Origin of the sequence: Methyloligella solikamskensis (assembly GCF_042676065.1) — a bacterium.
GTDB lineage: Bacteria > Pseudomonadota > Alphaproteobacteria > Rhizobiales > Methyloligellaceae > Methyloligella > Methyloligella solikamskensis.
Map to the genome: position 1 here is coordinate 1,853,422 of NZ_JBHTJO010000001.1, position 19,854 is coordinate 1,873,275.

Annotated in this window: 17 protein-coding genes; 3 read left to right on the top strand and 14 right to left on the bottom strand. The window is 63.4% G+C overall.

Annotated features, from left to right (window positions below; all coding sequences use genetic code 11):
* The first annotated feature begins 115 nt into the window (after positions 1-115).
* Positions 116-817: a transcriptional repressor LexA gene (gene lexA, locus ACFQ2F_RS09030; RefSeq protein ID WP_379088843.1), complete on the top strand. Its 702-nt coding sequence runs from the start codon at positions 116-118 to the stop codon at positions 815-817.
* A gap of 10 nt (positions 818-827) precedes the next feature.
* Here lexA and ACFQ2F_RS09035 read toward each other — a convergent pair whose 3' ends face one another.
* A complete protein-coding gene (locus ACFQ2F_RS09035) occupies positions 828-3,035 on the bottom strand; it encodes a ComEC/Rec2 family competence protein (protein WP_379088846.1) in 2,208 nt (735 codons plus the stop codon).
* A 169-nt stretch (positions 3,036-3,204) separates the two neighbouring features.
* On the opposite strand from ACFQ2F_RS09035, the gene gltX reads away from it, so the two are divergent.
* The gene (gene gltX, locus ACFQ2F_RS09040) at positions 3,205-4,626 is read left to right on the top strand and encodes a glutamate--tRNA ligase (protein ID WP_379088849.1); all 1,422 of its coding nucleotides are present in this window, start codon (positions 3,205-3,207) and stop codon (positions 4,624-4,626) included.
* A 199-nt stretch (positions 4,627-4,825) separates the two neighbouring features.
* Positions 4,826-6,148, top strand: coding sequence for a citrate synthase (gene gltA / locus ACFQ2F_RS09045; protein ID WP_379088852.1), 1,323 nt, complete (start codon positions 4,826-4,828; stop codon positions 6,146-6,148).
* Positions 6,149-6,160: 12 nt separating this feature from the next.
* Here the strand turns inward: gltA and lpxB are convergent, their stop codons facing one another.
* The 13 genes from lpxB to tsf all read right to left on the bottom strand — a co-directional run bounded on the left by lpxB (position 6,161) and on the right by tsf (position 19,816).
* Complete coding sequence (gene lpxB, locus ACFQ2F_RS09050; RefSeq protein WP_379088855.1) at positions 6,161-7,381, bottom strand: lipid-A-disaccharide synthase; 1,221 nt, start codon at positions 7,379-7,381, stop codon at positions 6,161-6,163.
* Positions 7,374-8,273: an LpxI family protein gene (locus ACFQ2F_RS09055; RefSeq protein ID WP_379088858.1), complete on the bottom strand. Its 900-nt coding sequence runs from the start codon at positions 8,271-8,273 to the stop codon at positions 7,374-7,376. The genes lpxB and ACFQ2F_RS09055 overlap by 8 nt, the downstream gene beginning before the upstream one ends.
* Positions 8,254-9,057, bottom strand: coding sequence for an acyl-ACP--UDP-N-acetylglucosamine O-acyltransferase (lpxA, locus tag ACFQ2F_RS09060; RefSeq protein ID WP_379088861.1), 804 nt, complete (start codon positions 9,055-9,057; stop codon positions 8,254-8,256). Before lpxA ends, ACFQ2F_RS09055 begins: the two co-directional genes overlap by 20 nt.
* An 11-nt stretch (positions 9,058-9,068) precedes the next feature.
* Entirely contained in the window at positions 9,069-9,542 is a 474-nt protein-coding gene (gene fabZ / locus ACFQ2F_RS09065) for a 3-hydroxyacyl-ACP dehydratase FabZ (protein ID WP_379088864.1), read from the bottom strand.
* A 33-nt stretch (positions 9,543-9,575) separates the two neighbouring features.
* Positions 9,576-10,631: a UDP-3-O-(3-hydroxymyristoyl)glucosamine N-acyltransferase gene (lpxD, locus tag ACFQ2F_RS09070; RefSeq protein WP_379088867.1), complete on the bottom strand. Its 1,056-nt coding sequence runs from the start codon at positions 10,629-10,631 to the stop codon at positions 9,576-9,578.
* A gap of 78 nt (positions 10,632-10,709) precedes the next feature.
* A complete protein-coding gene (bamA, locus tag ACFQ2F_RS09075; protein WP_379088871.1) occupies positions 10,710-13,082 on the bottom strand; it encodes an outer membrane protein assembly factor BamA in 2,373 nt (790 codons plus the stop codon).
* 161 nt (positions 13,083-13,243) lie between these two features.
* A complete protein-coding gene (rseP, locus tag ACFQ2F_RS09080; protein WP_379088874.1) occupies positions 13,244-14,389 on the bottom strand; it encodes an RIP metalloprotease RseP in 1,146 nt (381 codons plus the stop codon).
* A gap of 58 nt (positions 14,390-14,447) precedes the next feature.
* Positions 14,448-15,668 carry a 1-deoxy-D-xylulose-5-phosphate reductoisomerase gene (gene dxr / locus ACFQ2F_RS09085; protein WP_379088877.1) on the bottom strand — a complete coding sequence of 407 codons (1,221 nt, stop codon included), beginning with the start codon at positions 15,666-15,668 and terminating at the stop codon, positions 14,448-14,450.
* A gap of 25 nt (positions 15,669-15,693) precedes the next feature.
* Positions 15,694-16,551, bottom strand: coding sequence for a phosphatidate cytidylyltransferase (locus ACFQ2F_RS09090; protein ID WP_379088880.1), 858 nt, complete (start codon positions 16,549-16,551; stop codon positions 15,694-15,696).
* Complete coding sequence (locus tag ACFQ2F_RS09095) at positions 16,548-17,294, bottom strand: isoprenyl transferase (RefSeq protein ID WP_379090657.1); 747 nt, start codon at positions 17,292-17,294, stop codon at positions 16,548-16,550. The genes ACFQ2F_RS09090 and ACFQ2F_RS09095 overlap by 4 nt, the downstream gene beginning before the upstream one ends.
* Positions 17,295-17,391: 97 nt before the next feature.
* Complete coding sequence (gene frr / locus ACFQ2F_RS09100; RefSeq protein WP_379088883.1) at positions 17,392-17,949, bottom strand: ribosome recycling factor; 558 nt, start codon at positions 17,947-17,949, stop codon at positions 17,392-17,394.
* A gap of 114 nt (positions 17,950-18,063) precedes the next feature.
* The gene (gene pyrH, locus ACFQ2F_RS09105) at positions 18,064-18,804 is read right to left on the bottom strand and encodes a UMP kinase (protein ID WP_379088886.1); all 741 of its coding nucleotides are present in this window, start codon (positions 18,802-18,804) and stop codon (positions 18,064-18,066) included.
* A 118-nt stretch (positions 18,805-18,922) separates the two neighbouring features.
* Positions 18,923-19,816 (bottom strand): translation elongation factor Ts, encoded by an 894-nt coding sequence (gene tsf, locus ACFQ2F_RS09110; protein WP_379088889.1) that lies wholly within the window; start codon positions 19,814-19,816, stop codon positions 18,923-18,925.
* Positions 19,817-19,854 lie beyond the last annotated feature (38 nt).

Genomic DNA, 19,854 nt, shown 5'->3' on the forward strand with positions numbered 1-19,854 from the left:
CTCTTGCGGAACACAACTAGAACATGTAGTGTTGTTCATGCTTTGTCCATAGACCTCGTGGCTCGCGATCGTGAGGCAGAGGTTTGGGGCGACCGAATTTTTCTCAGGGGCGGATATGCTAACTTCGAAACAGAAAGACCTCCTCATGTTCATTCATGAGCGGCTGAAGGAGACGGGTGTGCCGCCCTCCTTCGACGAGATGAAGGAGGCGCTGGATCTCCGCTCCAAATCCGGCATTCACCGGCTCATCACCGCTTTGGAAGAGCGCGGCTTTCTGCGCCGCCTGCCCCATCGGGCGCGGGCGCTGGAGATCCTGAAGCTCCCCGAATCCATGCCCCAGCCGTTGGGTGCTGGGCGTCAGCGCGGCTTTTCGCCGGCGGTGATCGAAGGCAGCCTCGGCCGCAAGCCGGCGCTGGCCGATTCCGACGAGCCGCAGAACGTCTCCGTCCCCGTCATGGGGCGGATCGCGGCGGGTGTGCCGATTGAGGCGATCCAGAACCGCAGCCACTCCATCGACGTGCCGCCGGAGATCCTTACCAAGGGCGAACATTACGCTCTGGAGGTGAAGGGCGATTCCATGATCGAGGCCGGCATTCTGGAAGGTGATACGATCATCGTGCGCCGGTCCGACACGGCCGATAACGGCGATATCGTCGTGGCGCTGGTGGACGAGGAAGAAGCTACGTTGAAGCGTCTGCGCCGCCGGGGTGATTCCATCGCGTTGGAGGCCGCTAACCCGGCTTACGAGACCCGCATCTTCGGTCCGGACCGGGTGCGCGTGCAGGGCCGTCTCGTCGGCCTGATCCGCCGCTACTAGCCTCTCCCGACTATTTCCTGCTGATTTTGACGATCGCGGCGGTTTTTGCTGCCGCGCTCTCCGTTGCTCGTGTGGTCACGGCCCACGGCCGGTTTCCGCGCGCCTGCGCCACCGTTTCAATGCGGATGGTTTCTTCATCCAGATAGAGAGCGTGAGCGCCCCTCTCTTTCAGAGATCGTCGGTCCACTAGGATTGGCGGCCTGGTGCAGCTTCTCGGCACGTAGAACTTTGCAATCAGGATTTGCGCATGGCGGCAATCCTCTTCCGCCGCGCCTGGGCTCGTGAGAAAGGCAACGGGATGCTTGGCAAGAGCCGTCAGGCAGCCGAGGGAATCACAGGAGAACGCGTCATTCTTGGCGGCTTCCGACGCCTCACGGGCATCGCCATCCGCTTCCAGCCATTTGTGGACGCTGTAGTTCTTGTGGCTGTCCGGTAGAAGCGCGAGCCGGCCGTCCTCTCCCCGCACTGCCATGGCCTCCCCTTCCCGTTCGATCAAGAGATCGGGGCGTGGCGCGGCGCCGGCTGCGAAGAGGCCGAGTGCGATGGCTGCCCATCCCGCCTGGCGAAGGGTGCCGTGCCAGAGGCAGAGCCAGAGACCGCCGGCGACGATGAGGACGAGGCTCACGCCCGACATGCTGGGGACGATGGAGATGGCGCCGGGCCAGCTAGCGACCGTCGTACCGACCCAGACCATGGCGTCGAGCCCGTAGCCCATCAGAAGCAGCGGCAGGTGTTCTAGGTGGAATGGCATGGCGACGACGGAGAGCAGTGCCATGGGCATGACCACGAGGGCGACGATGGGCGCAGCCAGGAGGTTGGCCGCCAGCCCGTAATAGGCGACGCGGTGGAAGTGGTAGGCGGCGAAGGGCGCGGTGGCGAGGCCGGCGATGGTGGTGGTGACGGCCGTGGCCCAGATGGCTAGCCAGCCGTAACGCAATATCCGCCAGGTTCGACTGACATCCTGGGCTTGAGGCCGCTTGCGGCCCGCCATCGCCTCATACATGGCCACGAGCGCGATCACGGCAGCGAAGGACATCTCGAAGCTTGGATCGAAGACGGATTCTGGCGCCACGATCAGGATGGCCAGCGCGGCAAGCGCGACGTTGCGCATGGTGATGGCGGGCCGGTCGAGAATCACCGCGAGCAGCACGATGCTCATCATGATCCAGGCGCGGATTGTGGGGAGGGCCGCGCCGGAGATCGCCAGATAGAAGAGTGCGGCGGCGAGGGCCGCGACGGCCGCCCATTTCTTGATCGGGAAACGCAGGGCGATTGCGGGCAGGAAAGCGAGCAGCGCGCGGACGGCCCAGAACACCGTGCCGGCCATGAGCATCATGTGCAGGCCTGAGATGGACAGGATATGGGCGAGGCCGGAATCCCGCATGGCTTGCTGCACCTCGTCGGAAACGCCACCGCGGTCGCCGGTGATCAGCGCCTTTGCGAGACCCCCCTCCTCTCCCGGCAGGCTGGCATCGATCCGCGCGTTGATGGCGCTGCGGATCCGGTCGATCCCCACCCAGAGCCGGATGGAGGCCGGCGGGCGCGGCGCGTCTTCCAGAAGCGTGATGCGGCTCGTGCCATAGCCGACTGCCCCCAGCCCCATGAACCAGGCCTTGCGGCCGAAATCGAAGCCACCGGGTTCGGCCGGCTCGGGCGGCGGCAACAACGTCGCCCAGAGCTGAAGCGCATCGCCCGTCCTCAGTGTCTCGGTGAAGGTCTTGTTGACGCTGATGCGGACACGGTACGGGGTTTCAGAGGCGCTCCGCTTCTCCATGGCGAACAGCCGCAGGAGGAGCCGGTCCCGCTGGCCGTGGCGGTGCTCGACCTCCTCGATCCAGCCGCTGAGATGGGCGAAATCCGTCTCTTGCGTGATGACCGGCGCGCGGGCGAGCTCGGTGTGGAGCTTGGCGGCAGCGAAGCCGGCGCTCGCGCTCAGGAGCGCTGCGAGACTCGCCAGGGCAAACGCGTTGCGGCGAAAGACGAAGAGGAGTGCCCCTGCGGTACCTGCCAGGGAGAGGCTCTGGAGAAGCCCCGGCTCGGTCCTGAGGCTGAAATAAAGGAGGATGCCGCAGGCGAAGAAGACGGGGAGCCAGAGAAGCTTCCGCTCCCATTGGGCTTCGACGGCCGTGGCGAGAGCGGCCAAAGCCGAAGCGATCCGCAACCGGACATAGCGCGGTGCGAACTCGTCCCTCACCCTGTCGTCCGGCGCATACACCATGCCGGATGCTGGACACGAACGCGTGCCCACCCCCTACTCTCACGCGATGGGTGCAGTTTACACAACTGAGCCTCTTCGTCTCGGACTCTTACGCGACCGCGGGCGCTGTGCTAAACAGCCCTCCCGGCCGAGATCTGCCGGCTTCCGACACTTAAGACGAATTCACCACATGAGCGATCAGGTCATCACCCGGTTTGCGCCCTCGCCGACGGGTTATCTTCATATCGGCGGCGCGCGCACGGCGCTTTTCAACTGGCTCTACGCCCGCGCCAAGGGCGGCAAGATGCTGCTGCGGATCGAGGACACGGATCAGGCGCGCTCCACCGAAGGCGCGATACTGGCGATTCTCGACGGGCTGCGCTGGCTGGAGCTCGATTGGGAGGGGGAGCCGGTCTACCAGTTCTCCCGGGCCGAGCGGCACCGGGAGGTGGCCGAACAGCTGCTTTCCGAAGGCAAGGCCTATCGCTGCTATGCCACCAAGGAAGAGCTGGAAGCCATGCGCGAGCGTGCCCGGGAAGAAGGCCGGGCGCCGGGTTATGATGGGCTGTGGCGCGGCCGCGACCCGGAAGAAGCGCCGGAGGGCGCGCCTTATGTGATCCGCTTCATGGCGCCGGAGGACGGCGAGACGGTGATCGAGGATCAGGTCCAGGGGCGTGTCACCTTCGCCAACAAGGATCTCGACGACCTCGTGCTCCTTCGCAGCGACGGCTCCCCCACCTATATGCTTTCCGTGGTGGTGGACGATCACGATATGGGGATCACCCATGTTATCCGCGGCGACGATCATCTGACCAACGCCGCGCGCCAGAGCCAGATCTATGCTGCGCTCGGCTGGGAGCGGCCGGTCTTCGCCCATGTGCCGCTGATCCACGGACCTGACGGGGCGAAGCTTTCCAAGCGTCACGGGGCGCTCGGTGTGGAGGCCTATCGGGAAATGGGCTATCTGCCGGCGGCGTTGCGGAATTACCTGGTGCGGCTCGGCTGGAGCCATGGCGATGAAGAGATCATCTCCACCGAACAGATGATCGAGTGGTTTGACCTCGATGCCATCGGCCGGTCCGCGGCGCGGTTCGATTTCGCGAAGCTCGAGAATCTCAACGGCCACTATATCCGCCATACCTCGGATGAAGAGCTGGTGGAGGCCATCAAGGGGCTCCTGCCCCATCTGACCGGCGGCGAGGTGATGCTGTCGGCGCTGGAGCGGGACGGCACGGCCAAGCTGACCCAAGCCATGCCGGGACTGAAGGAGCGCGCCAAGACCCTGGTCGAGCTGATTGAGAATGCCGGTTATCTGTTCGCCGCGCGCCCGCTCGACCTGGACGAAAAGGCCGAGAAGCTGCTCGATGAGACGGGACGGGAGACTTTGGCCGCGCTTAAGCCTAAACTGGACGCGCTCGAAGACTGGTCGGCGGAGTCTCTGGAGACTTGCGTCCGGGGATTTGCCGACGAGACGGAGCGGAAGCTGGGCAAGGTCGCCCAGCCGCTGCGGGCCGCGCTGACGGGTCGCGCGACATCGCCCGGTATCTTCGATGTGCTGGTGGTACTAGGACGCGACGAGGCTCTGGGCCGGATCGGCGATCAAACGGATTAACCGAGAATGCCTAGAGTTTGGGCGTGCGTCTTTGTTGCGTTGCAGTAAAATGGCAGGAAGCTGTTTCTGCAGTGCAAAATGTTTGCTCTCGTAAGAAATTGAGGTGAACGGTCGAGCGCTTGTGACATTCGGGATTCCCCGCACGGGATTTTCCCGCCGATGTCCCGGTTCGGCCGCGCTAGGCGTAGGAGGCTTAGATATGAGCATCGCAGAACAATACGACGCTTCGTCGGATGCGAAAGACGCCCGTCTCAATATCGATGGCGAATCCGCGGATCTTCCGATCCGCAAGGGGACGCTTGGGCCTGACGTGGTCGATGTCACGAGCCTCTATCGCCAGACCAACAATTTCACCTTCGATCCGGGCTTCACGTCCACGGCGTCGTGTGAATCCAAGATCACCTTCATCGACGGCGACGAAGGCGTGCTGCTGTATCGCGGCTATCCGATCGATCAGCTGGCGGAGACGGGCAAGTTCCTGGAGACCTGCTATCTGCTGCTCTATGGCGAGCTGCCGACGAAGGCGCAGTTCGACGATTTCTCCACGCGCATCGCCTATCACACCATGGTTCACGAGCAGATGAGCCAGTTCTTCACCGGCTTCCGGCGTGATGCCCATCCCATGGCGGTCATGGTGGGCGTAGTGGGCGCGCTGTCGGCCTTCTATCACGACTCCACCGATATCCGGGATCCGGAGCAGCGGGAGATGGCCTCAATCCGCATGCTCGCGAAGATGCCGACCATTGCGGCCATGGCCTACAAATATTCCATCGGCCAGCCGTTCATCTATCCGCAGAACCATCTCGATTATTCGGCGAACTTCCTGAACATGTGCTTCGCCGTGCCGTGCGAGCCCTACAAGGTCGATCCGGTGCTGTCGCGGGCCATGGACCGCATCTTCATCCTGCACGCCGATCACGAGCAGAACGCCTCGACCTCGACCGTCCGGCTGGCGGGCTCTTCGGGCGCCAACCCGTTCGCCTGCATCTCCGCCGGTATCGCGTGTTTGTGGGGGCCGGCCCATGGCGGTGCCAACGAAGCTGCGCTCACCATGCTGCAGCGGATCGGCACCGTGGACCGCATTCCGGAATTTATCGCGCGGGCCAAGGACAAGAACGATCCGTTCCGCCTGATGGGTTTCGGCCACCGGGTCTACAAGAACTACGATCCGCGGGCGAAGATCATGCAGAAGACCTGTCATGAGGTCCTGGAGGCGGTCGGTCATGGCGACGACCCGACCCTGAAGGTCGCCCTGGAGCTTGAGCATATCGCGCTCAACGACGACTACTTCATCGAGAAGAAGCTCTATCCGAATATCGACTTCTATTCCGGTATAACGCTGCGGGCGCTGGGCTTCCCAACGGAGATGTTCACGGTGCTGTTCGCGATTGCGCGGACCGTGGGCTGGATCGCCCAGTGGAAGGAGATGATCGAGGATCCGTATCAGCGCATCGGCCGTCCGCGCCAGCTCTATACGGGGCCGACGGAGCGCTCCTACATCCCTATGGATGAGCGCGGCTAAGGCCGCGGGCGGCTAGATATCGGCGCGCGATGGCGCCTCTTGCTCTTCAGCGTATGACAGAACGATACGGGCCGCCCGAATGCTGGGCGGCTCATCTTTTTCGGTGACCAGGCGGATCACCTCGTCGAGGGCTTGTCTTTGCTCTTCGAGCTCCGGACCGCCCTGCAGAAGGGGCAGCAGCGCCTCAGTCAGGGCTTCCGGCGTGCAGTAATACTGCAGCAGTTCCGGGAACGCCTTCCTTCCCAGAATCAGGTTCGCCATGGCGACCATATCCACCAGGATGATGTAGCGGATATACGCGGCCAGCGGATCGACCTTGTAGGCGACCACCATGGGCGTGCGGCTCAAGGCGAGCTCAAGGGTCACGGTACCCGAGGCGGCAAGCGCCACATCGCCGAGCTTGAAGGCGGCGAATTTGTTGTCGGTGCCGCTCACGATGTGCGGCTTGAGCGGCCATGTCTTGATCCCCTCCTCCACCAGCGGCCGGACGCTTGCCATGGTGGGCAGCACGACCTCGAGGTTGGGGATCTTCTCCTGCAGCATGCGCAAGGCGTCGCCAAACGGCTCCATGAGGCGCTGGACCTCGGTGCCGCGGCTCCCGGGCAGGACGACGAGCACAGGCGCGTCTTCGGGGATCTTCAGCTCCTTGCGCAAGGGCGCCGGATCGAGGTTCTCCAGCTCTTCGACCCGCTCCACCAGCGGATGGCCGACATAGGAGCAGGCCGGGCCGCCGAGACGCTCATGGACCTCCGGCTCGAAGGGCAGGATGGCCAGCACGTGGTCGACATAGCGGCGCATCTTCTTGGCGCGGCCGGGACGCCAGGCCCAGACCGTGGGAGACACGTAGTCGATGATCGGGATATGGGGCGCCCAGCGCCGCACGCGCTTGGCCACCTGATGGGTGAATTCGGGGCTGTCCAGGATCACCAGCACGTCGGGCTGATAGGCGATGGCCGCCTCGGCCGTTTCGTTGATACGGCGGATCAGGAAGGGAAGCTGGCGCAGGATGGCGAGCGGGCTCATCACCGAGACGTCGCTCAACGGAAACAGGCTCGGACAGCCTTCCGCCTCCATGAGCTCGCCGGAGACGCCTGCAAGCTCCAGGGGCCGTGTGCTGAGCTGGCGGAGGCCCTGGATGAGCTTGGCGCCGAGCGCATCGCCGGAATGCTCGCCGGCCACGAGATAAAGCCGCAACGGCCGGTCGTCGGCCGCGTCTGTCTCGCGTTTAGCCATCTGCAGCCCGCTTCTCGCCGATGAGGAATATCCCCAGCTTGTTGGCCTTCGCGATGGCCTTCTCCCGCTCGGCGAGGTGGACGCTGTTGGCGGCGATCGCGATGCCGGCAAGCCCTGCCTCGGCGGCCATCTCCACCGTGCGCGCGCCGATGGTCGGCAGATCGATGCGCTCTTCCTGACCGGGCTTCGGCGCCTTCACCAGAACGCCGAGTTTCTTCTGGCGAAAGCGATAGCGCTTGGCTCTCAGATCGGCGCAGCGGGCCAGCATGGCGTCGGTCCCTTCGGCGGCTTCGACGGCCATAACATGCCGGTTCACCACGACAACCGCTTGACCGATATCGAGCTCGCCCAGGCGGTCCACGGCGGCGAAGCCCACCTCCATATCCGCGCGGTCGTGATCGCTCGGACCCTTCTTGGTGAGCAGCCCCTCATCGGCCAGGATCTCCGGCGCTACGGAGGAGGCACCGATGACGCGATAACCCCGCTCTTCGAAGAAGCGGACGATGCTGGACAGGATCCGGTCGTCGCCGCCGGTGCCGAGGGTCTTCAGGAACGGGATGATCTTGAGGGCGCCGCTGTCGACCTTGAGATGCTTGACGTCGGGGCGCGTGACCGGACCGATGATGACGATCTCGGTGCATGCGGCCTCTTCCAGCATGGAGAACAGCCGGCCGATCTGGCCCCAATCCATCCAGCCATGGGGATAGCGGGAGATGACCTCTTCGTCCGCTTGGCCTCTGAGGCCGATGACGAAGACAGGGCGGCCTTTCGCAAGCGCGGCCTCGGCAACCACGGACGGGAGATTGCCGCCGCCTGCGATGATCGCGAGCGTGCCCTTGCCCGTCTGGCTCGCTTCCGCGAGCCCGGGATCACTATCCGTGGGAGCCACCATGGTGGGGGATCAAGAACTGCCGATCGGTATCGGAGCGGATGAAGTCCAGGATCTTCTTCACGCGCGGGTTTTCGCCGAAGGCCTCCTGAACGGCGTTGCAGCGCTCGGTGAGGTTGCCCTCCGGGCCGAACAGCATGCGGTAGGCTTGGCGAAGCTGATGGATCTCCTCGCGCGGAACGCCTTTGCGCTTCAGGCCGACGATGTTGAGACCCGAGAGCGCGGCGCGGTCGCCGATGGCCATGCCAAACGGGATGAGGTCGGCGGTGATGCCGGTCATGCCGCCGATCATAGCGCCCTCGCCCACGCGGACGAACTGGTGGATGGCGGAGAGCCCGCCGATGATCACGTTGTCCGACAGGCGCACATGGCCGCCAAGGGTGGCGTTGTTCACCATCAGCACGTTGTTGCCGATCTTGCAGTTATGGGCCACATGGGCGCCGACCATGAACATGCAGTGGTCGCCGATCACCGTCTTCTGGTCGTCGCCGACACTGCCGACATGAATGGTGACATGCTCGCGGATGATCGCGTGCTCACCGATGATCAGCTCGGTGTCCTGATCCTTGTACTTGGTGTCCTGAGGCGGTTCGCCGAGTGAGGCGAACGGGAAGACAGTGGAGCCCTTCCCGATGGTCGTCTTGCCAGAGACCACGACGTGAGACTGCAGAGTCACCTCGTCGCCGAGGGTGACCTTGGGACCGACCACGCAGAACGGGCCGACGGTGACGTCGCTCCCGAGCGTTGCGCCGGCATCGACCACTGCGGTCGCATGAATATTGGCCATAAGGTGTGCGCCTACTCGACGTCGTCGACGATGACGGCGCTCACTTCGCCTTCGGCAACGATGTTGCCTTCGACGGTCGCTTCGCAGCGGAAACGCCAGACCTTGCCGCGATTGCGCATTTTCTGGACCCGGTAATAGACGGTATCGCCGGGGATCACCGGCCGGCGGAACCGCGCCCGGTCCACCGCCATGAGGTAGACGATGGGCGGCTTGGAGAAATCCTCGACGAAGCGCATGCAAAGCGCGCCGGCCGTCTGGGCCATGCCCTCGATGAGGAGCACGCCGGGCATGACCGGGTTGTCGGGAAAGTGTCCCTGAAAATACGGCTCGTTGGCCGTGACGTTCTTAATGCCGGTACACGACCGGTCGCCATCCATGTCGACAATACGATCGACGAGCAAAAACGGATAACGATGCGGCAGGAGCCTCATGATATCCACGACTTCAGCCGTGCCGAGCTCTGCCTTTACACCGCTCTCATTCATGCGGCCTCACTCCTTATACAAGCGGCGATTCCGTCAGCTGGCATCGCCATCTTCATTATCGCCCTGAATCTTCAATTTGCCTTCTGCCAGCCGGCGCAGGAGTGTTACTTCCCGAAACCACAGCCTCACCGGTTTGGCTGGAACGCCGCCCCATTTCGCCCCGGCCGGAACATCGCCCCGAACGGCACTGGTGGCAGCGATCTGAGCACCGTCTCCGACTCTGACGTGGCCTTCCACGCCGACCTTGCCGCCGAGAGCGACGAAATCTCCCAAAACTGCGCTGCCCGAAATACCGGTTTGTGAGACGATAATGCAATGCCTTCCGATGGCGACGTTGTGCCCGATTTGTACGAGATTATCAATTTTTGTGCCTTCGCCGATGACCGTATCCCTTAACGCGCCGCGATCGATGGTTGTATTGGCGCCGATCTCAACTTCGTCCTGAAGGATAACGCGCCCAATTTGCGGGACTTTTTTGTGCCCTTCAGCGCCCATGGCAAAGCCGAAGCCGTCCTGGCCGGTGCAGACGCCGGAATGAATGACGACCCGATTGCCCACCAGGGTGTGGATAAGGTTGGCGTTCGGGCCGATGTAGCAGTCGCGCCCGACATGGACCCGGTAACCGATGACGGCGCCGGCGGCGATTCTGGTGCCTTTGCCAATGCGGGCCTCCGGGCCGACGACAGCACCGGGCTCGACGACGACATCGTCTTCGATGGTGGCGCTGGGATGGATTGCGCCTTCAGCGGCCGGATGGGTCGTCCTGGGGATCACGGAATCCGGATAGAAGATCGAGAGCGCCTTGGCGTAGGCGCCGTAAGGATCCTTGATAGTCAGGCAGACCAGACCTTCTGGGGCCTTGTCCGCAAAGCGCGGCGCAACCAGGCAGGCCCCGGCTTTGGTGCTCGCGAACTCGTTCAGATATTTCCGATTATCGAGGAAGGTGAGATCGCTAGGCCCTGCCCCGTCTAGCGGCTTGATGTCGGAGATCTCCGTGTCACCGGTGCCGACGAGTTCGGCGCCGAGCTCTTTGGCAAGCTCGGCGGCCGAGAATGGACCCGCTTTTTGGAAGAAGCCGGGATGCTCCATGATTCAAAGCCTACCGATCACAGGTGAGCGGACGCCCCGGCGAGACACACTATGCGTTTGGGCTCGGACGGGAGCGTCCTAGAAGTTGGTCGAGGCGCCGAAGCGGAAGACCTCGAGCTCATCATAATCCGTATGCAGGAATGCATGGGCGATGTCAGCCCGCAATGGCCCGAGCGGCGAAGCCCAGATCACGCTGAAACCGGCCGATGCTCGCAGATCGTCGCTATCGGCGAGATCGTCAGCGAGGTTCTTGGCCAGAGAGCTGGCATCATAGAGCGAACCGGCATCCACGAAGACGGCGCCCTGCATGCCGAGATTCTCCGGAATGAGCGGCATCGGGAAGCGCACCTCGGCGGTGGCGGCATAGTAGATCTTGCCGCCCAGGGCGTCGTTGTCGGGCGAACCGATGTCACGCGGGCCGAAACCGGCGCGCTCAAAGCCACGGATCGTCTCGCCGCCCTTGAAGAACAGGTCGGTCAGACGCAGACAGCCCGGATCGGAGTTGGAGATGCTGGTGCCGCACTGATCGTCACCCCAGCCTTCGATGATGCCGCCCTGCAGACGGCCGGCGAAGGTCAACTTCTTGGTGATCGGATAGTAGCCGCGGGCATCCGCAACAGTCCGGATATAGTTCACGTCGCCGCCGATACCGGCCAGATCCTGAGAGAAGGACAGGAAGATACCCTGGGTCGGAGACTGGGGCAGATTCCGGGTGTCGTAGGCCAGCGTGTAGCCAAGGCTCGAGACGTTCGCCTCACCCTCTGACGAGGCGATCACAGGCGATGCGTCGGGCTGGACGTCGTAGACCTCCTCATGCTCGTAGGAATAGCGCAGGCCAAGGCGGGTATCCTCGGCGACCGGGAAGCCCAGCCGGAGGACGCCACCGGTATTGCGCTGCGAGAACGAGGCGACGTTCGAATAGTCCACGTCCTTGTGGAAGGCGTCGAAGCCGGCGGCAAGGTCGCGGCCCAGGAAGCGCGGTTCGGTGAAGCTCAGGTCGAACTGCAAGCGTTCCTGGCTGCCAGACACGCCCAAGCGGACATACTGGCCGCGGCCCATCAGGTTCCGTTCGGAGATACTGACGTCGCCGATGATACCTTCCGAGGTCGAATAGCCCACACCGAAGGAGAGTTCGCCGGTGGCCTGCTCCTCTACGGTCACGATAATGACCACGCGGTCGGGCGCACTGCCCTGGCGGGTGTCGACCTCGACGGATTTAAAGAAGCCGAGCTTGCGCAGGCGTTGGCGAGCGGCCTCCACCAGAAGCCGGTTATAGGCGTCGCCCTCGGACAGCCGGAACTCGCGCCGGATCACATGGTCCAGGGTGCGGTAGTTGCCGACAATCTCGATGCGCTCGATATAGACCCGCGGGCCCTGCTCGATCATGTAGGTGATGCCAACGGTCTGGGTCGCCGGATCGCGATAGAGGCGCGGCCGCACCTGGCTGAACGCGTAGCCCTGCTCGGACACGTCGACGGTCAGCGCTTCGACGGTCGTCTCGACCTTCTCCGCGTCGTACCAGCGGCCGGGCTTGGATTCGATATCGCGGCGCAGCGCCTCGACATTTACCGACGGCAGATGGGATTCGATATCGACCTGGCCGACGCGGTAGCGCGGGCCTTCGTCGATCACGAAGGTGATGTAGAAGCCCTTGCCATTCGGGTCCATGTCGGCGGTTGCCGACACGATGCGTGCATCGACATAGCCTTCCTTCAGATAGAACTGGCGCAGCAGCTCCTTATCGAGGTTCAGGCGGTCGGGATCGTAGATATTGGTGTTCTTCAGGAAGCTCAGCCAGTTGGTCTGGGTGGTCGAGATCACATAGCGGAGCTGTGAATCGCTGAAGGAGTTGTTGCCGATGAAGTTGATCGACCGGACCTTGGTCGTGGCACCTTCGCGGATCTCGTAGACCACGTCGATCCGGTTGTTCTCGACATTGATGATCTTGGGATCGACCGAGGCGGCGTACATACCTTGGCGGCGATAGACATCGAGAATGCGCTGTGTGTCCTGCTGTACCCGGGCACGGGTGTAGACGGAGCGCGGCTTCAGAGAGACCTCGGCCTGGAGCGTCTCGTCATCGACCTCGTCGTTCCCCTCGAAGGCCACCCGATTCACGATCGGGTTCTCCTCAACGACGATAATCACGGTGCCGCCGCTGCGCCGGATGCGGACATCCTTGAAGAGGCCCGTGGAGAACAGGGTTTTCAGAGATTCGTCGACCTCGGCCGGGTTGTAAGGATCGCCGACCGAGAACGTAAGATAGGCGCGCACTGTGGCCGGCTCGACACGCCGGTTCCCCTGCACCTGAATGGATGTGATGGTGCCGCCGGCCTGAGCGTAAGCAGACTCATCCCCCGTGGCGAAACCCATGCCGGCATAAATCGGCAGAGCGCCAAGCAACACCAGGGCCAAGAACATCAGCCCGCTAAACCAGTTACACCGCACCATTGCTGGTGATGTCCCCCTTCACGCCGATCCCCCACAGACGCGTATGCGAGATCGAAGCTGACCAGCTTTTGTGGCCCTTTTTTGTTTGCTGTCCCCAAGCGTGCGGCGGGTCTTGTCCCTCGCCCACCTACACAATGCGTCTAAGTCGATTACAAAGCCGTTTACGAAAAGCTGAGATGGATCAGATCATTCCAAGTTGCGAAGATCATTAGCATAAGAACGACCGCAAGGCCAATCCGGAAACCAACTTCCTGGCTCCGCTCCGATAGCGGACGGCCGCGGATCGCCTCCACCGCGTAGTAGAGAAGATGACCGCCGTCCAGCATCGGTATCGGGAAAAGATTTATCAGCCCGATACTGATGGAGATGATGGCAGCGAAGTTGACGACGGCAAGAACACCTAGGCTGGCTGCTTGGCCGGACACCTGGGCAATGCGGATCGGACCGCCCAATTGGTCGGGTTTTGCTCGGCCAACGATGACATCGTAGACGTAGCCAAGTGAGTGGCTAATAACGAACCAGGTCTGATTGACCGCCATCCCCATGGCGGTCAGCGGATCCTCGCGCTTCAGGGTCCATTCGCTGGCGCCAGCGTTGCGCTGAATCCCCAGTATGCCCATGGGAACCTTATTTCCGAAGCGGTCCTCGACCTCTTGCAGTTCCGGTGTGGCGGTGAGTCGAATCTCCTGACCGTCGCGTTCCACCAGGAAGGAAAGCTCCTCGCCGGGCTGGGTGCTGACGATTCGCTGCATCTCGCCGAAATTATCGATTCGGGTGCCATCGACCTCCAGCACCACGTCGCCGGGCTTGAAGCCGGCGGCTTCCGCAGCGCTGCCTTCGCGCACCACATCGACATTGGGTGCGGTCACCTGCTGCCCGAAGAGGCTGAACATCACCGTGAAGATGGCGATGGCGAGCAGGAAGTTGGCGATGGGACCCGCGGCGACGATGGCCGCGCGCTGAGCTAGGGTTTTCCCCTGAAAACTGCGCTTTTTGTCTTCCTCTGAAAGCTTCTCGAACGCCTCGCGCCCCTGCGCGCTGGCGGCGTTTTCATCGTCGATGAACTTCACGTAGCCGCCCAGCGGAATCCAGGAGAAGCGCCAGCGCGTGTCGTGCTTGTCGGTGAAGCCGACGATCTCAGGGCCGAAGCCGATGGAGAACACGCTGATATCGACGCCGCACCAGCGGGCCACTAGGAAGTGGCCGAGCTCATGGACGAACACGATGACGGTGAGCACCAGCAGAAAGGGGATCACATAGGAGACTAGCGTGTCCCCGAATCCCCAAAGCGCGCTCAAAATATCCATGAGAAACCTTCCTGGGAAACCTTTAACATTCTGATTTTACTGGGCCGAATATGGCCATTCAGGCGAAGGCGGGCAAGCACTCTCTGGCCCGGCGCCTTGCCTGCTCGTCGATGACAATGACGTCTTCGATGGTGGTCGGCTCGCGGCCGACGAGATCCGCCGATTCGGTGAGTACCCGCTCGACGATCTCCGTTATAGCGAGGAATCCGATCTCGCCGGCAAAAAACGCAGCTGCCGCCACTTCGTTGGCCGCGTTGAGCACGGCACCGGCGCTCTTTCCGGTCCGGAGCGCCTCACGGGCCAGGCGGAGTGCCGGGAACCGATCCGAATCGGGCGCTTCGAAGGTCAGGGTCGCCAGCTTGGGCAGGTCGAGCGGCGCCATGGGCACGGCCATGCGTTCCGGCCAGGCGAGGCTGTAGGCGATGGGGGTGCGCATATCCGGCGGGCTCATATGAGCCAGCACCGAACCGTCCCGGTAATAGACGAGGCAGTGCACCACGGATTGCGGATGGATGACGGCGTCGATTCGATCCGCCGGAAGGTCGAAGAGATGCTGAGCTTCCAGCATTTCCAGGGCCTTGTTCATCAGGGTCGCCGAATCGAGGGTGATCTTCGGGCCCATGGACCAGTTCGGATGCTTCAGGGCCTGCTCGGGCGTGACGCGCGCCATCTCTTCGCGGGTGTAGCGGCGGAACGGCCCGCCGGATGCGGTGAGGCAGAGCTTGTCGATTTCGACGCCTTCGCTCTGGCTGAGGAGCTGCATGGCGGCGGAATGCTCCGAATCGACCGGGAGCAGCCTGGCCCCGTGACGGCGTACCTCCGCCATGAAGACCGGGCCGGCGCAGACCAGGCATTCCTTGTTGGCGACGGCCACCGTCGCGCCCTGCTTCACCGCGGCATGAGTCGGCTCCAGCCCGGCGACGCCCACGATGGCCGCCATGGTCCAGTCCGCTGGCCGGGTTGCCGCCTCGATGACAGCCTGGCGGCCGGCAGCGGCTTCGATGCCGGTGCCTTCAAGGCGCGCGCGCAGGGCTTCGTAGCGCGTTTCGTCGGCGATCACGGCGAGCTCGGCATTATGATGGATGGCGAGCTCGGCCAGGCGGTCGACCTTCTCGCCGCCGGTGAGCGCCACGACCTGGAAACGCGCCGGATCGCGGCCGATGAGATCCAAGGTGTTTTCGCCGATGGAGCCCGTTGCGCCCAGCACCGTGATGCGGCGCGGCGCGGCGCTCTGCGAAGGCGCGGTGCGATAGGCTGAGCTGTTGAGAGGGATGGTCATTGCGATTGCTGTTCCGTCCCGAAATCTACCACTGAATCAGGCCTTGCCCCGGTGCGGCCATGTCGCGGAAGCCGATGGCCGCCGCGGCGAGGCTTGCGATTAGGAGGCCGTCGATCCTGTCGAGCAGCCCTCCATGTCCCGGTATCAGGCTGCTCGTATCCTTGGCGTTGAAGCGGCGTTTTACGCCGCTTTCCAGAAGATCGCCGAGAATTCCGGCCAAAGCGAGAACGATGGCGACAAGCCCTAGCGCGATTGCGTTGCTTTCCAGGAGGAACGCGCCGGCAAGAATTCCGACGAGAGCCGAGAAGAAAACGCCCGAGGCAAAGCCGGCCCAGGTCTTTTTCGGCGAGATGCGCGGCGCGAGCTTCGGCCCCCCGATCAGCCGGCCGCCCACATAGGCTGCGCTGTCGGCGGTCCAGGCGATCACCATGACGAAAAGCAGCGCGACGGTGCCGTATTCCGGATCGGAGCGGAGCCAGATCAGGGCCATGGCCGGCAGGAGGAAGTAGGCCAGGCCCGCCAGAGACCAGGGCAGCATGTGCTTCCGATAGCTCATGAGGATCGTGGCCACGACAGCCAGGCCCAGAACCGCGGTCGCCTCCAGATAGCGCGCCGTCTCGGTCAGCACGACGATGGCAAGGAGTGCTGCGCCCTGCATGAGGGCGAGCTTGTCGTGGCCGCTGCCCCGGACCATGCGGGCCCATTCCCAGTTCACGATGAGGCCGGCGACGATGACCAGAAGCGCGAAGGCCCAGGAGCCGGCAAGCACGGCGGCGATGGCGAACACCGCCATGAAGCAGGCGGAGATCACGCGGGTGAGAAATTCCGATTGAGCCTTGCGGGGCTCGGTGCCGGTGGCGGAGGCGTGGTTGGGTTCGTTCACGCGGTGGATCTCGCCGTGACGCCGCCGAAGCGCCGGCTGCGCTGGTGATACTCGGCGATTGCGCTTTCGAGAGTGTCGCGATTGAAGTCCGGCCAGTAGGTGTCGACGAAGACGAACTCGGCATAGGCCAGCTGCCAGAGCAGGAAATTGCTGAGACGGAGCTCGCCGCTGGTACGGATCAGAAGATCGGGATCGGGGATCCCGGCCGTATCGAGATTGGCGGAGACGGTCTCTTGGGTGACCTCTTCCGGTTTCAACGTCCCCTGCTCGACCTGCTGGGCGATTCTCTTGGCGGCGCGGGCGATCTCGTCCCTGCCGCCGTAATTGAAGGCGATGGTGAGGATCAGCCCTTCATTGTCCTTGGTGAGGGAGACGGCGTCGTCGATCATTTTGAGTACGTCGGATTCGAGCCCCTCGCGGGAGCCGATCATCTTGATCTTCACGCCGTGCTTGTGGAGGTCGGCGAGGTCGCGGCGCACGAACATGCGCATCAGGCCGAAGAGATCGCGGATCTCCGATTTCGGCCGGGACCAGTTCTCCGACGAAAAGCTGAATAGAGTGAGATGGGTGAGGCCCAGCTCCATGGCGGCCTGGACGGAGCGGCGGACGGCGTCGACACCGCGGCGGTGGCCTTCGGTGCGCGGGAGGCCGCGCTCCTGGGCCCAGCGGCCGTTGCCGTCCATGATGATGGCGACATGGCTGGGGCCTGGGTCATCGGCGGCTGGGAGGCCGGGCTTTTCCATGGCGAATGTCATGTCCTGCTCCCAAGTGAGGCCGAAAAACGTGAGGCCGAGAAAGATGTGAGGGCGAAGGTTCGCGTCACTGGACCCGTTCGCTCGACTAGACTTGCATGATCTCGGCTTCTTTGGCCGCGAGCGCCTCGTCGATCTCCTTGATCACCGTATCGGTGAGGTCTTGCACCTCGGTAGCGAAATCGTGGTGCTCGTCCTTGCTCATCTCCCCATCTTTTTCCATCTTCTTCAAGCTTTCCATGCCGTCACGGCGCACATTGCGGACCGCGACGCGGGCTTGCTCGGCGTATTTGTGCGCCACCTTGGCAAGGTCCGCGCGGCGCTCTTCGTTGAGCTCGGGCACCGGAAGACGCATGACCTGGCCCTCGACTGCGGGGTTCAGGCCGAGATCGGATTCGCGGATGGCCTTCTCGACCGCCGCCACCAGGCCCTTGTCCCAGACCTGAACGGAGATCAGCCGCGGCTCGGGCACGTTGACCGAAGCGACCTGGTTGAGAGGCATGGTGCTGCCATAGGCGTTCACCTGGATGGGGTCGAGCATGCTGGCGCTGGCCCGGCCGGTCCGGAGGCCGGCGAAGTCCTGCTTCACGGAGGTGAGAGCCCCCCGCATGCGCCGTTCGATTTCTCCGAGGTCAAATTCCGCCATCACAGCTCTCCCTATTCACCGGTTCCTGGCCCGGCTGTCCTTATCGTCTGTTCGTTGGCCGTCTGTTCGTCGCTTGGGGTCGGGGATCGTGGGTTTTTGCCCGATCGTTCCGGCCTACGACCCCATCTCGCCGCCAATGGTCGTGAAGGCGCCCTGCCCCTGCAGAACGCTCGCCAGACCGCCCTTCTCCTTCAAGGAGAAAACAACTATCGGAATCTTGTTATCGCGAGCAAGGGCGATGGCCGGCCCGTCCATGATGCGCAGATCCTTCTCGAGCACCTCGTGGAAGCTCAAGCTGTCGTAGCGCTCGGCATCGGGCACCAGCTTTGGATCGGCGCTGTAGACGCCGTCGACCTGGGTCGCCTTGAACAGCGCGTTGCAGTTCATCTCCGCAGCGCGCAAGGCGGCGGCCGTGTCGGTAGTGAAGAACGGATTGCCGGTGCCGCCGGCCAGCACGACGATGCGGCCTTTTTCGAGATGCTGGAGCGCCACGGGCCGAATGAACGGCTCGCAGACGGTCGGCATGGGGATGGCGGACATGACACGGGCCGAGCAGCCCTTGTCCTCAAGGGCGCTGCCCAGCGCGAGGCCGTTCAGTACGGTTGCGAGCATGCCCATGAAGTCGCCGCTCACGCGGTCCATGCCCTGAGCGGCGCCGGCGAGGCCGCGATAGATATTGCCGCCGCCGACGACGAGGCAGACCTCGGCGCCGAGCTCGACCGCCTCAGCTATGTCGGATGCGATGCGGTTCAAGGTGGCGACGTCGATGCCACCAGCGCCGGGTCCCATCAGAGCTTCGCCTGAGAGCTTCAGAAGAATCCGCTGATAGGTCAGCGGCGGCTGATGTGAGGCCATGGGGTCAGACTCCGGCCGCGCGATGTTCTCTCGCCGGGGAAGGCCGCAAACGGCTTCCGCCGGCGAGAATCGAAAACGTCACCGCCATGTTTCTAAGGGCGTGGCGCCTGCGCCGCAATTACTCGTCGTCCGCCTGCTCGATGCCTTCGCCCAGAGAGTAGCGATGGAAGCCGGTAATCTTGACCGGTGCGCCGACGGTCTTCGCCGCCTGCTCGACCGCCTTCTCCACCGTGAGCTCGGTGTCGATCACGTAGGTCTGAGACAGCAGAACGACCTCTTCGTAGAACTTGCGAAGGCGGCCTTCGACCATCTTCTCCACGACGTTGTCGGGCTTGCCGGATTCCTTGGCCTGTTCGGTCAGGACGGTGCGCTCGCGCTCCACCAGGTCCTTGTCGAGCTCGTCCGTGGTGACGGCCTGCGGGTTGGCGGCAGCGATATGCATGGCGACCTGACGGCCGAACTCGCCCAGGGCTTCCTTGTCGCCGGTGGATTCCAGCGCGACGATGACGCCCATCTTGCCCAGGCCGGTGCCCATGGCGTTGTGGATGTAATGGGCCACGACGCCGTCATTGACCGTGAGATAGGCGGTGCGGCGAAGCTGCATGTTCTCGCCGATGGAGCCCACGGTCTCCTTGACGGTCTCGGCTACGGTACCCTTGCCGCCGGGATAGTCGGCCTTTTCCAGGGCGTCGAGGTCGCCTTTCGCGCCAAGGGCGGCTTCGGCGATCTTCTGCACCATCTCCTGGAAGATCTCGTTGCGGGCCACGAAATCCGTCTCGGAATTCACCTCGACGAGGGCCGCCTCGTTATCCTTCCAGGACACGCCGATGAGGCCCTCGGCCGCCGTGCGGCCGGCCTTCTTGGCGGCCTGGGCGAGGCCCTTCGTGCGCAGCCAATCGGAGGCCGCCTCCATGTCGCCGTCCGTCTCGTTCAGGGCGGTCTTACAGTCCATCATGCCTGCGCCGGTCTTCTCGCGCAGTTCTTTCACCATGCTTGCGGTAATGGTCGCCATTCGATCCTCTAATGGAAAAGTTCGGCTCTAACGCTAAA